Consider the following 12,029-nt stretch of genomic DNA (forward strand, 5'->3'; position numbering starts at 1 on the left):
TATAGGGCTCCAATCACTAGATTCTAGATTTATCTGTAGATCAATACCCTCTAATCATACAGGAAAGATCCTACAAATTCACGTTGCCCTTCCGCACAATTTCTTGAAGCTCGCTCAGTTCTCTGATTTCGTATGTTGGCTGAATGCTCGTCTGATTTTCCTTGCCCAAAGGATTGAACCAGCACGTATCGATCCCGTATTGGACTCCCCCTTGTATATCAGAAGTCAACGAATCTCCCACCATCAGTACGTTCGCCTTCTCCGTCCATTGCAGTTTGGAAAACGCGTATTCAAAAATTTCCCGATCCGGCTTCTTATAGCCGACCTCTTCGGAAATAATCAGGTGTTCAAACGTGTTACAAAGCGGTGAAGCGGCAATTCTTGCCGTTTGAACAGAGGCGAACCCATTCGTAATGATCACCAAGCGGCAATCCTCCAAACTGTTGCACAATTCAACCGCTCCCGGTACCAAATGCACTTCTTTGCCCAAGGATTCGAGATAGGCGCTGCCGAACACCTCTGCATCGATGTCTAGCTGAACAGCTTTGAAAAGTCTTCGAAATCTCTCTACGCCCAGCTCTGCTAGAGTGATTCGCCCCTTTTCTAAATCCTCCCACAATCCTTTACTGATCTCTTTGTAAACCCCTCCATAATCAGACGATCCCGTAGCGAGTCCAAATTGGGAAAACGTCTTTTGCAGTGCATTTTCTTCTGTCTTTTTGAAGTCGAGAAGTGTATCATCTACATCGAATAATATGACTTGATAGCGCATGGCAACCTCCAGAAATCTTTACTGATCAAGTATTCGTACAAACTAACACCTTTCTATCATATCAAAAACAGAAGACCAACCTGCATACAAAAAGCCTCGAACTGTATCATTCGAGGCCGTGAAAGATTTTTTAGAGGAGTGGCTTCTGGATCAACGTCGCGAATTTGAACCGGTGGACGTGACCATCGTTAAACGTGGTAGTTCCTCTCACAAAATGAACATGCTTTCCATTTCCAACCGGAATTGCGGGTCCAGTTACAATTCGCACGCGATGGAGATGATTGAAGAAGTCTGTATTTGACCGAATGACATGAACGTGGCTTTTTCCTCTTGGGATTGCTTGACCAGTGACGCCAGCAAAACGGTGATTGTGTCGATCTGCTCCTTCTTCTGCAAGCTGCGTGCTACCTAAAAATTCATGAACATGTCTCTGAATTCGTGCTGTACTTTTACTTTTTAACTTCCATTTTAATCTTTTTTTCTTAGCCATTGTAATCACCCTTCCATCCCTGGCTTGCTATCACTGTATTCAGTGTGACAAGGATGCGGACTGGTCAACAGCTTTTTTTCTACGAAAATCCATACTACCCTAGCTTAATGCTCGCTTTTTTCCTACATAGCTCCCTGCAATGATGATCGAATTCGTATATCCGCCACTTACATTATCGAAACCTGAAAGTAAGGTTGGAACCCCCACAAATTCAACCGTATCATCTCCATAGATATCTAAAGCACCTAGGTAAACAATTTGGTAGCTATCCTCCTCGTCATTGACGACATGCAAGACGGAAACTGTTCCCATTTCCGGTATTTCTTCCTCTTCGATGCTCATCACCGTTCCTTTATCTTGAATCATCGAAGCATGATACTTGGAAATATTTTTATTCATATGTTTCGGTTGCACATTTTGATCGACAAATTGCTGGGCTTCCTTCACTTTCTCTCCAGTTGCCGGGAACAGATGGGCATGCTTTGCCAAAAACGCTTTGGATTCCGGCGGAAATTCTGCTCCCGCTTTAAAGCCATTCACTTTATGTAAGGCGAGTACAGCCATCGAAAGATATGTAGCGACATTATTTACTTGGCAGGAAGTACACGCTTACCTACCGAATGATCTATCCACATGATAAAAGGAAGGTGAGGCAATGAACGCACTCTTAGTCATTGATGTGCAAAGCGGAATTGTGAGCTGTGGGGATTACAAAGAGGAACTTATTTTGATGGAACAGGTAATCAAGGATTTTAAAGAGAGCAAACGTCCTGTCATTTTTATCAGACATATCGATGCTGCAGAAGAAAGTCCACTGAATAGAAGCTCTATCGGTTCTGAAATACACCCTCCATTAAAAGACTATTCCGACTACTTGATTGAGAAGCAAACCCCTAGTTCCTTCTTCCAAACGGAGCTCACACAAACTTTAGAAAAGTTAGGGGTCGATCATCTTTTTATCATTGGTTTTGAGACGGAATTTTGTTGTATGTTTACAGCGATCGCTGCCTATGATCGTGGATATAAAGTGACTTTCATTAAGGACGCGACTGGTACAACCAATACCGCTGAATCATACGGCATGCAAGGATTAGACATTCATCAGTTTGTAGGAACCGTTCTCCGTTGGTCGAGTGTCATTGAAGTAGTAAACTACGCCGAGTACGCTGAAAAATACAAATGATGTGAATATGTCGTACCTGTTATCCAAGGACTCGCCATCGATTTCCCATTGTGGATTGGATGGCGAGTATTTCAATACCTTTGTTTATCTAGACCGTTCCAAAAAATTACCCTCTACATTAGATATTTTCGTTCTTCAGCGATTCAACGATATTCTGTTCTTTATGTTTTCTAGTCGCATAGAGGATTGATGTACCCACAATAAAAAACACACCTATCCCTGCAATGAAAAGATTCGCCCAAGGCAACGTAAAAGCAAATTCAAAATTCCGGCTAAGGCTCATGTAGATGAAAAACATCACGCATAAACTAATCGGTAAACCGTAAATAAGCGACTTCATTCCATAAAAGAATCCTTCGAAACGTAGCATTTTCTTCATACCCTTTGGCGTCATGCCAATGGAGGCCAACATCGCAAACTCACGTTTTCTCAAGGCCATCCCTGTCGAAATCGTGTTGATAATATTTGCCATACAAATGAGTCCGATGAGAACCACAAACCCATAAAGGAATACGGATGTGACTGTGGCGCGATTCATTGCATCCTGACGCTCCTCAATCAGATTAGTCGTATAGACATGTACATCTGGATATTCGTCAATAATCGGGTTCAATTCATTTTCCAATGCCACAGACTGCTCTGTTGTAAATTGAATCTCGCTGGTAACTTGTTGAGACAGCATATCGTTACCTAATTCTCGTAGCTTGTCAAAACTTCGTTCAGAAACAACAAATGTCACCGTAAAAGCATCTTCCTGGTAGTGTAGCATAAAAGGTGGACGTTTATCCGTGATAGAAGCAATTCGGATTTTAGCTCCTTCAACCTTCGTGAATGGTATTTCTGATCCCTCTTGGACTGCTAGTTGAGAGATATCTGTAAAATTATGTTGTTCTTTCAAGGTGAACCGGTTGACAAGTATTGCAGAAATCTCGTCTCCTTCCAATTTCTTCGCATCAATCCCTGCGGTTTGCAGATACGCTGCAAAAGAGGCCTCATCAAGAGAAACAATGTTTGAAGACATGTAGTATTTCCCATCTGGATTAAAAGTAAGGCGACTGGATATGTCTGTGGTAACCTCGTTTTCGTTGAGGATTAGATCATCAAAAAGAAGTTGGGTCTTCACTTTCGTTGTTGCGTTTTGGACAGACATCAATTCATTTGTTAATGACCTTACCCTTTCCAGATCGGCTCCTCTTGCGTATACTGACAGATCATAGGGTAGCGGTGCTTGCGCCATATTATAGGACTTATCCATATACAACGAAAAGGAAGAAGCTGCTAGGTACAAGATTACGCTGATCGCAAGAGAAAAGACAGTTGAGCGATAGTGGTGTTTATTCCTTTTCAGATTTTTTAATCCTAGTTCCGCTTCAAATCCAAACAACTTACGAGTCATTTTGGATGTTCGAACATCTTTTCCTTTTATTTCGATATCCTTTGTCTGGCGGATCGCAGTTATCGGTGTAATTCCCGATGCCCTCACTGCTGGAAACCATGCAGAAATGAACAGTGTCAAAATGGAAAACAAAATGACAGCAACCATACTAAACGGCTCTATCACCAATCGCATCGGTTCGCTAACGACAAATATTTTTTGAATGAATGGGCTGAGCAAATGTAGAGTAACCCCAATGCCAATGGACCCAAAAAACAACCCGGCCGGAATAGCTATGACCCCGATCACAGCAGCTTCAAAAAATACAGAAGCCCTTTTTTGTTGTTTGGTTGCCCCTATGCTAGATAACATCCCTAATGTGCGGCTACGCTCTGAAAGCGAGATCGCAAACGCGTTGTAGATTAGTGAGACAGATCCAATCAGAATGATACTTCCAACGGTTAAGACTGCCAGATACATGGTGGTAAGAAAGTGGGAATCATTCGAAATCCCGGAATAAAGCAAAAGATCCCGGTTGTACTTGACTTTTACTCCATTCGATTTAACTTGATCCTTTACTCCGTTCACCTTACTTGCAATCATGTTACTCGTTTCATAAATATCATTCCCTAAACCTTTAAAATCCTTATATTCAACACTTACCGTGTAGGGAGAACCCGCCTCTAAATCATTCTCGGAAAGACCACTAAATGCACGGTATGCAGCCATTGCTTCGTGCTCTTTATCTGGTGCTTCAACAATCCCTGTAATGGTGTATGTTTTCGTTATTGTAGGAGTAAAGACTTCCTTTGATTGATAGGCATCATTGTTGCCCAACGCCTCGCTCTGCCCATCTATATTCAAGCTACGGTTGCCAAAATCTAATGAGACTACATCTCCAACCTTCAAGCTTACCCCGACGGTTCGAAGATACTGCGATGAAAGTGCCAGTTCATTTTCATTCCGAGGCAATCGCCCATCAATTAGGCTCACCCCTATTACATCATGATTATTGTGCCCAGTAATATACAAATAAGGCTTCACGCGGTTTGCAGAGTTGGAAAGTCGTGCAAATCCAAGTTTCTGGTCAATGTCGTATCTCTCTACTGCATCTGCATTTGTAATAACCGCAACATCTTCTCCTGCAACATTGAGAAAAGCTGCCTGCCATTTGCCAGAGTAGGCAATCGCGTTTCGCTGCATCATATCCATGAAAGAACTACTTATCGAAAATACTGCTGTAAGCATTGCGACAGAAATGACAACCCCAATGATTGTAACAAGGGTACGGCTCTTATTCTGCTTCATATAACGTAAGGTGAGCTGATTTACGATATTCATCGCCGGATCACCTCATCTCTAGAAATCCTGCCATCCGAAATGCCAATAATACGGTCCGCTTGCAAGGCAATATTTTCATCATGTGTAATAACAATCAGGGTTTGATGCCGTTCTTTGTGTAATTTTTTCAAGAGCTTCACAATCTCAGCACTGTTTTTACTGTCCAGATTCCCCGTAGGCTCGTCAGCCAATACAATGGCGGGACTGCTAATCAAGGCACGGCCAATGGACGCACGTTGCTGCTGTCCTCCAGAAAGCTGGTTTGGCAGATGCTTTAATCGTTGTTGAAGACCTAGAGTCTCTACGATACCGGAAAAGATATCTTGATTTACTTCTCTACCGTCCAATAACAACGGCAAGGTAATATTTTCCTCTACAGTAAGGACAGGGATCAGATTGTAGAATTGATAGATAAGTCCAATCTGTCTACGTCTGAAGATGGCCAGTGCCGTTTCATCCATCGCGTACATATCCGTCTGGTCAACAATCACCTTACCGGATGTGGGCGTATCAACACCCCCTAGAATATGCAAAAGCGTAGACTTACCTGAACCAGATGGTCCAATGATCGCCACAAACTCCCCTTTTTGTACGGAAAATGAGATATCGTTCAATGCAGTAACAGCTGTTTCGCCATCACCGTACGTCTTTGACAGGTTCTCTACTCGCAAAATCTCCATCATGATCCTCCCAGATAAGTGATTACGTCTAGAATAGCTGCCAAACATGTCTCGTCGGTGACATTCATTCTTACAATTTTGTCATCTACATCATTTGCTTGTAAAATTTGATTTTGAATGTTGTGCCTACACCAGTCTGGCTTTCCATAAATACATCGGCGTTTTGACTTTGCAAGATTGTTTTAGACATGGCTAGCCCTATTCCAATACTATCCACTCCTGCATTCTTCCCTTTATAAAATCGTTCAAAAATGTGTGGAGCATCTTCCGGGCTAATCCCCTCGCCACTGTCGGTAATAACAATTTGTGTATACAAAGGTGTTTCCTCACACGAAATGGCAATACGTCCCCCAACGGGCGTATGCTCAATCCCGTTTTTCATTATGTTCAAAATGGCTTCTACCGTCCAGTTTTCATCTCCATACACGAAAAGGTCTTCTTTACAGGAAAAAGAAAGCTCCTGATTTTTTAATTCCATGGGGATGAGGAGCGGTTCTAATGCCTTGTTTATCATTTTTTTGACAGATACGAGTTCCTTCTTGAAAATAACGCTCTGCACATCGATTTTGGACAGCTTAAGCAATGAAGTCACGAGCCATTCAATACGCTTCAACTGATTGATAATCTTGCCCAAGAACTCCTCCCTCTTTTCTTTTGGCAGACTAGGGTTGTTTAACAAATCAGCCATGACAAACATAGAGGCAAGTGGCGTTTTTAGTTGATGGGAGATGTTCGAAAGAGTATCTGCCAAGTATTGTTTGTCCTTTTTCAGAAGAGTAGACTGCTCGGACAACGTTAATGTCACTTTATAAATATCATTTTTCAGAATACTCAATTCACCCTCAACGTTATCCCTAATATCCATCGTGGGTTGACCTGAATATACAGAAGCCAAATAATAAGCCAGCTTACTGATGTCCTGATAACGTTTGCGGGTAAACAAGAAAAAACATGAAAGGAGCAGAAATACCATGGCAATCGCCACAATCCCCGCTTTCCAATCGATTATCCAAAGAATCGTGATCCCAATGATGGAAATCACTACGCTATACATACATAACTTGCGGATTTCCTTGTTTTTAAGCATGACTTCCACTCATTCGATAGCCAAGTCCGCGTACGGTTTCTATCACTTTGGGATTCTGGCTATCATCCTCCAACTTTTCTCGTAGCCGCTTAATGTAGACCGAAAGAGTATTGTCATTGATAAAGTTTCCATCTAGATCCCAAATGCCCTCTAACAACTGATTTCTGGACAGAACTTGCCCCCTACTATTTATGAATGCCAACAGCAACCGGTATTCTAAAGCAGTCAGCATCACTTCCTCGGTTCCTTTGTACACTTTAGCCAGTTTTGTATTCACGACAACATGTCCAATCTTCACTTTGTCAGTCGGGGTGGGTTCTTTTTGGTAGTGCCTAAGGGATGACTTCATTCGGCTAATCAGCTCCCGGATACGAAACGGCTTTGTGATATAGTCGTCTGCTCCCATATCTAACCCTCGAACCACATTGATTTCATCATCACACGCCGTCAAGAAGATGACAGGTGCATCCTGATTTTCTTTTACATATTCGCAAATTTCATAGCCATTACCATCTGGCAAAGTTAGATCCAGTAAATAAATATCAAAACGTTGTTGCTTGATTGTTTCAATGGCAGTTTGCTTCCCTTCACAAAGAACTACTTCATAACCCTCACTGGATAGCGAATAGTGCAAACCATCTGCAATGGTCTTGTCATCTTCTACTACTAAAACCTTCAATGTTCATCCTCCCCACTGTCATTCATTGTTTTCTCCATCTATATACGATTGATCTACGAAACACAAACGATAAGCATATCCGATTGTAAATATATGTATCGTATATCGTTCAGTCATTGTTATATGACAAAAGATGTCATAATGGGCGATTTATACTGAATCCATCAACGAAACGATTGGAGGATTTAAGTATGATAGGTCTGCGTATTTTCGCAAAATGGGTATTGATCGTAGGGTTGTGCTTGATGTTTCTTTCATCTGGTATTTATAAGCTGATTGGACATCCAGAGTCAACACTCGCTTTCCAAGCATTCGGGTTTCCCCATTGGTTCCAAGTTGTAATCGGTTTAGGCGAGGTGCTTGGCGGACTGGGCCTACTGATGAAAAAGTATACACGTTACGCCGCCTATGCGCTCGCTGTGATTATGCTTGGTGCTACAATCACTCTTCTTTTACACGGTGACACGACTACTGTAGCGATTCCGTTTGTCTTGCTCCTCGTTTTCTTGCTGATCGGTCGCCAGAGTGGTAGCAAAAAACAGCCGAATCATGCTACGTCGGTTTAGAGTCTTATGGCTCGCTAAAAAGGCCGCCAGTTCCCACCCGTAACCAGGTGAGGATTTGACGGCCTCCCGCTTTTTATCAAGCTCGTGCGTTTACAAGTGCTTTTTTATAAAGTGTAGGAGGGTCTGACCTTGTGCGGTAAGAATGGCTCCCTTACCCTGGCATTTGGGGCATGATTCCTCTTGCTTGTTTTCATTCAAAAGAATCCCCTTGCCTTCGCATTCCCAGCAGGATTGCTCTAAGTCATCCATCGAAATCGTCATGAGACAAAACCCTCTCCCCGCTAAAAATAACCGTACCTTGTCCTGATTTTAACACGAATTCGTCATGGGCTGCCAGCAAGTTCACGATCGCTGCGGCAGGCTCTTCCCATGTAGAGCAGCAATTATTTACTACATACCCTTCTGATTGAAAGCATAGTAGGTAAAGATAGTAAAAAAGGAGGGATGACATGTGGATCAAGAAAAAGTAACCATCAAGATTAACGACAATGGCTCCATTCGTGTTACGGGTGAAGTTGAATTGCTGGATGGAGCAGGTGACAAGTATGAAGTCGGTTCATCTTTTTCACTCTGTCGATGCGGTCAATCCGAGAAGAAACCGTTCTGTGATGGCACGCATAAAAAGATCGGCTTTGAAAGTGCACCACGGGCAAAAGCATGATTCGAAAGAGCGCAGATGCGCTCTTTTTTCACTTTCAACCGCTTTTTATGTCAAATTATTTCCTCTTTAAAGCGAAAGTTGATTGACGGCGTTTATTTTTTATACCTAAAATAATGACATTCCGATCCCGTACGCAAGACAACGTTAGGAGTACACAACCATGTATGCACAAACAGTACGTTACAATCAATTTGGTGAACCTCATGAAGTATTGAATATTGAACAGCGGCTGATTGAACCGCTGAAGCAAGATGAAATTTTGGTGAAAATGAGCGCACGTCCTATAAATCCTTCTGACGTCATCCCGATTCGAGGTGCCTACAAGCATCGTATCAACCTTCCCGCCATACCTGGGTATGAGGGGGTTGGTACCGTTATTGATACGGGTCCTTTTGCTCCCCGCTCTCTTATCGGGAAACGTGTTCTGCCTTTGCGCGGTGAGGGTACGTGGCAAGAATACGTAAAAACGACAGCTGAGTTAGCCATTGCGGTTCCCGATTCGATCCAGGATGATATGGCATGTCAGTTGTACATCAACCCTATCACTGCATGGGTCATCTGCAATGAGACCCTTCAACTATCTCAACAGGTTTTGCTAGTCAATGCAGCCAACTCAGCCATTGGCCGCTTGTTTATTCAGCTATCCGCTCTTCTCGGTTTTCGGGTGATCGCCATCGTCCGAAACGCAAGATATACCGAGGAGTTGATGCAACTCGGGGCGTGGCATGTCATCGACAGTTCATGTGTGTCTATCTATGATGCCATCAAGAGTGTAACGAACGGACAAGGTGCTCATGCATCTATTGATTCCATTGGCGGCCCAGATGGTTTAGAGCTGGCGAAGTCTACACGTGCCGGTGGAATTTTCTTGTCGTTAGGCCTATTATCGGGAGTTCAAGTGGATTGGTCCATGATCTCGAAAGAGCTTGGCGTTCTCCCTCAACTGTTTTTATTGCGCCACTGGAATCAACGAGTTTCCGTGTCTACCTGGCACGAAACGTTTGAGAAAGTCATCGAGCTCGTTCAGAATGGGAAGCTCTTTTTAGCAGAGCCAGGAGCGAAATTTGCCTTGCATGATGTAAGAGAGGCGGTGCAATTTGCGGAGAGCCCTCATCGTAAGGGGAAAATCATCTTGGTGTAATCGCTTGGAAGCAATCGTACATCCGAAGCGCTACTTTTCTACGGGCAAAATAAATGATAAGCTCTCGCTGTAGTGAAAATGTAGATGTAAATTGCCTATACGCTACCTCGTTCTTTGGGGATGTACAAGTGGGTTTCAATAACAACGAAGCCAATAATGAGCGTTTCCTCACCCTTTTTGGCTTCGACGAAACATAGGAGGTCCTATGGCTAAACATGAAAAGAGGTTTCTTAAAAATTATGAATCAAAAGCCTCTGAATATCTGAACGATAAAGAAAAAGCATCTAATCTCCTAAAAAAAGCAATGAAAAAAGCAGATAAAAAAGCAATCGGAGATGTGTGGGAGAATTTACAGCTACTCTTTCAAATTTTCGGTGATTGGACGAGTGGTAAATATCGAACAATCCCTGTTAAATCCATCTTGATGATTATTGCCGGGATTTTGTACTTTGTTTCACCCATAGATGCCATCACAGATTTTATTCCTGTTGCTGGTTTACTAGATGATGCGACAATCATTGGATTGGTGTTTCGACAAGTAAGCAGCGACCTTACTCAATACAAAGAGTGGAAACAAAAAGAATTTTTACAAGAATAGGTAAAATCTATTCGAGTAGAGCGAGGTGCTTTGGTGACGTTACACGAGTATTTACACCATACATTTCCAGCATTAATGCTTAGACCACCTTTGTTTTATAGCTGGGATATTGGAATCCGTTTTGTCAAATCCCTTTTGTATAAGCTGTAACAACACACTATTCCTTGCGTTTTTTCAGAAGACGATGAGAATGAAGCCTATCGAACGCATCGATTCGCCTTGAAGTGTAAGACATCGGACTTTGCCTATGTTCCAATGGTAAAAGCAATCTGCCGTCAGGATATGGGATTACAGCCACGTATTTTTCATCGGGTCTACTTTATCAATACGAGCAAACAAACCATCTTTCCCATCTATGACGATCGAGGCTGTGATTTTACTAGCCACTTCTCCTGACACAATCAGAGGGATTTATGAAAGCTATTCGCGTTGGAGCTATGGCAACACATTTCCGGCAGATCGATAGATGTCATACCACTCTTCTCGCGTCAAACGAATATGTGCTGCTTTCACGCAATCTTTCATTCGGTCGATATTCGTCGTGCCAATGACAGGTTGCATGTTCGCCGGGTGCCGTAGTAGCCAAGCGATGGCGATTGTCGTGTTGGATACTTCATATTTAGCTGCCATTTCATCGATTTTTTTGTTCAACTCAGGAAATTTCTCGTTCCCAAGGAAAGATCCTTCGAAAAATCCATACTGGAACGGCGACCAGGGCTGAATCGTAATATCATGCAGCCTACAGAAGTCGAGTACACTGCCATCGCGGTTCACAGCCGAATTGTTCGCCATATTGACGTTGAAGCCTTGGGAAATCAACGTCGCGTTCATAATGCTGAGCTGCAACTGGTTGGCGACGATTGGTTGCTTCACATATTTGTCTAACAGCCGGATCTGCATCGGATTTTGATTGGAGACGCCAAAGTGGCGCACTTTACCCGTGCTTTCCAGAAGATCGAACGCTTCCGCTACTTCTTCTGGCTCGACAAGCGTGTCTGGGCGATGCAGTAGCAATACATCCAAATATTCCGTTTTTAGGCGTTTTAGAATGCCATCCACTGCGTTCAAAATATGCTCCTTGGAAAAGTCGAACATGCCGGGGCGGATGCCACATTTCGATTGCAAAAGGATACGCTCGCGAACGCTAGGGCTCATCTGAATCGCTTCCGCAAATACTTCCTCACATCTGCCTTTTCCATAAATATCTGCATGGTCGAAGAAGTTCGCCCCTTCTTCAAGTGCTGTTTGTACAAAGCGCTCCGCTTGCAGCTTGTCTAATGACCCAATCCTCATGCATCCAATTGCGATGACTGGTACTTCTAACTTGCTCGTGCCGAGTGGTATGGTTCTCATGTCAATCCTCCGATTCTATTTTATCAACACACCCCACTACTGATACCATAAAAAAAGGACGGCGATCCATGCTTAAATGGAGATACAGGCAAAGAAAGCCGGG

General features: G+C 43.0%; 14 protein-coding genes and 1 pseudogene. 6 read left to right on the top strand and 9 right to left on the bottom strand.

All coding sequences use genetic code 11. From position 1 onward, the window contains the following. Positions 1 to 70: 70 nt before the first annotated feature. From HP568_RS03850 to HP568_RS03860, 3 genes are all read right to left on the bottom strand, one after another. Entirely contained in the window at positions 71 to 772 is a 702-nt protein-coding gene (locus HP568_RS03850) for a YjjG family noncanonical pyrimidine nucleotidase (protein WP_173628383.1), read from the bottom strand. 130 nt (positions 773 to 902) lie between these two features. Next, positions 903 to 1,262: a YmaF family protein gene (locus HP568_RS03855; RefSeq protein WP_048033226.1), complete on the bottom strand. Its 360-nt coding sequence runs from the start codon at positions 1,260 to 1,262 to the stop codon at positions 903 to 905. A 99-nt stretch (positions 1,263 to 1,361) separates the two neighbouring features. Continuing rightward, positions 1,362 to 1,826 carry a hypothetical protein gene (locus tag HP568_RS03860; protein WP_254551021.1) on the bottom strand — a complete coding sequence of 155 codons (465 nt, stop codon included), beginning with the start codon at positions 1,824 to 1,826 and terminating at the stop codon, positions 1,362 to 1,364. Between the two features lie 91 nt (positions 1,827 to 1,917). On the opposite strand from HP568_RS03860, the gene HP568_RS03865 reads away from it, so the two are divergent. Next, the gene (locus tag HP568_RS03865) at positions 1,918 to 2,445 is read left to right on the top strand and encodes an isochorismatase family protein (RefSeq protein ID WP_048033227.1); all 528 of its coding nucleotides are present in this window, start codon (positions 1,918 to 1,920) and stop codon (positions 2,443 to 2,445) included. 118 nt (positions 2,446 to 2,563) lie between these two features. Here the strand turns inward: HP568_RS03865 and HP568_RS03870 are convergent, their stop codons facing one another. From HP568_RS03870 to HP568_RS03885, 4 genes are all read right to left on the bottom strand, one after another. Next, positions 2,564 to 5,161 carry an ABC transporter permease gene (locus HP568_RS03870; RefSeq protein WP_173628384.1) on the bottom strand — a complete coding sequence of 866 codons (2,598 nt, stop codon included), beginning with the start codon at positions 5,159 to 5,161 and terminating at the stop codon, positions 2,564 to 2,566. Further along, entirely contained in the window at positions 5,158 to 5,841 is a 684-nt protein-coding gene (locus HP568_RS03875; RefSeq protein WP_016739677.1) for an ABC transporter ATP-binding protein, read from the bottom strand. Before HP568_RS03875 ends, HP568_RS03870 begins: the two co-directional genes overlap by 4 nt. 85 nt (positions 5,842 to 5,926) lie before the next feature. Then, positions 5,927 to 6,928 carry a sensor histidine kinase gene (locus tag HP568_RS03880; RefSeq protein ID WP_173628385.1) on the bottom strand — a complete coding sequence of 334 codons (1,002 nt, stop codon included), beginning with the start codon at positions 6,926 to 6,928 and terminating at the stop codon, positions 5,927 to 5,929. After that, complete coding sequence (locus HP568_RS03885) at positions 6,921 to 7,607, bottom strand: response regulator transcription factor (protein WP_048033230.1); 687 nt, start codon at positions 7,605 to 7,607, stop codon at positions 6,921 to 6,923. The genes HP568_RS03880 and HP568_RS03885 overlap by 8 nt, the downstream gene beginning before the upstream one ends. Positions 7,608 to 7,798: 191 nt before the next feature. Between HP568_RS03885 and HP568_RS03890 the strand changes: the two genes are divergently transcribed. Beyond that, entirely contained in the window at positions 7,799 to 8,173 is a 375-nt protein-coding gene (locus HP568_RS03890) for a DoxX family protein (protein WP_048033231.1), read from the top strand. Positions 8,174 to 8,263: 90 nt separating this feature from the next. On the opposite strand, the gene HP568_RS03895 is transcribed toward HP568_RS03890, so the two are convergent. Beyond that, entirely contained in the window at positions 8,264 to 8,434 is a 171-nt protein-coding gene (locus HP568_RS03895) for a tryptophan RNA-binding attenuator protein inhibitory protein (RefSeq protein WP_048033232.1), read from the bottom strand. A 190-nt stretch (positions 8,435 to 8,624) separates the two neighbouring features. Here HP568_RS03895 and HP568_RS03900 point away from each other — a divergent pair, with 190 nt between their 5' ends. The 4 genes and pseudogenes from HP568_RS03900 to HP568_RS29610 all read left to right on the top strand — a co-directional run bounded on the left by HP568_RS03900 (position 8,625) and on the right by HP568_RS29610 (position 11,039). Beyond that, positions 8,625 to 8,834: a CDGSH iron-sulfur domain-containing protein gene (locus tag HP568_RS03900; protein ID WP_056487930.1), complete on the top strand. Its 210-nt coding sequence runs from the start codon at positions 8,625 to 8,627 to the stop codon at positions 8,832 to 8,834. Positions 8,835 to 8,994: 160 nt separating this feature from the next. After that, positions 8,995 to 9,975 carry a zinc-dependent alcohol dehydrogenase family protein gene (locus HP568_RS03905; RefSeq protein WP_173628386.1) on the top strand — a complete coding sequence of 327 codons (981 nt, stop codon included), beginning with the start codon at positions 8,995 to 8,997 and terminating at the stop codon, positions 9,973 to 9,975. A gap of 205 nt (positions 9,976 to 10,180) precedes the next feature. After that, positions 10,181 to 10,573, top strand: coding sequence for a YkvA family protein (locus tag HP568_RS03910; RefSeq protein ID WP_048033235.1), 393 nt, complete (start codon positions 10,181 to 10,183; stop codon positions 10,571 to 10,573). A 75-nt stretch (positions 10,574 to 10,648) separates the two neighbouring features. After that, positions 10,649 to 11,039, top strand: a pseudogene (locus HP568_RS29610) (DUF3885 domain-containing protein). Here HP568_RS29610 and HP568_RS03915 read toward each other — a convergent pair. Further along, on the bottom strand, positions 11,009 to 11,926 hold the full coding sequence (locus HP568_RS03915; protein WP_173628387.1) for an aldo/keto reductase: 918 nt from the start codon (positions 11,924 to 11,926) through the stop codon (positions 11,009 to 11,011). The pseudogene HP568_RS29610 and the gene HP568_RS03915 sit on opposite strands and share 31 nt — an antisense overlap. Positions 11,927 to 12,029: the final 103 nt, after the last annotated feature.

It is taken from the genome of Brevibacillus sp. MS2.2, from assembly GCF_013284345.1.
Lineage (GTDB): Bacteria > Bacillota > Bacilli > Brevibacillales > Brevibacillaceae > Brevibacillus > Brevibacillus brevis_C.

Bases quoted from the DNA above. Each gene is read 5' to 3' on its own strand.
- HP568_RS03875 (WP_016739677.1), bottom strand. From the start codon at position 5,841: ATGGAGATTTTGCGAGTAGAGAACCTGTCAAAGACGTACGGTGATGGC.
- HP568_RS03910 (WP_048033235.1), top strand. From the start codon at position 10,181: ATGGCTAAACATGAAAAGAGGTTTCTTAAAAATTATGAATCAAAAGCC.
- HP568_RS03860 (WP_254551021.1), bottom strand. From the start codon at position 1,826: ATGGCTGTACTCGCCTTACATAAAGTGAATGGCTTTAAAGCGGGAGCA.
- HP568_RS03870 (WP_173628384.1), bottom strand. From the start codon at position 5,161: ATGAATATCGTAAATCAGCTCACCTTACGTTATATGAAGCAGAATAAG.
- HP568_RS03895 (WP_048033232.1), bottom strand. From the start codon at position 8,434: ATGACGATTTCGATGGATGACTTAGAGCAATCCTGCTGGGAATGCGAA.
- HP568_RS03905 (WP_173628386.1), top strand. From the start codon at position 8,995: ATGTATGCACAAACAGTACGTTACAATCAATTTGGTGAACCTCATGAA.
- HP568_RS03855 (WP_048033226.1), bottom strand. From the start codon at position 1,262: ATGGCTAAGAAAAAAAGATTAAAATGGAAGTTAAAAAGTAAAAGTACA.
- HP568_RS03865 (WP_048033227.1), top strand. From the start codon at position 1,918: ATGAACGCACTCTTAGTCATTGATGTGCAAAGCGGAATTGTGAGCTGT.
- HP568_RS03850 (WP_173628383.1), bottom strand. From the start codon at position 772: ATGCGCTATCAAGTCATATTATTCGATGTAGATGATACACTTCTCGAC.
- HP568_RS03880 (WP_173628385.1), bottom strand. From the start codon at position 6,928: ATGCTTAAAAACAAGGAAATCCGCAAGTTATGTATGTATAGCGTAGTG.
- HP568_RS03890 (WP_048033231.1), top strand. From the start codon at position 7,799: ATGATAGGTCTGCGTATTTTCGCAAAATGGGTATTGATCGTAGGGTTG.
- HP568_RS03915 (WP_173628387.1), bottom strand. From the start codon at position 11,926: ATGAGAACCATACCACTCGGCACGAGCAAGTTAGAAGTACCAGTCATC.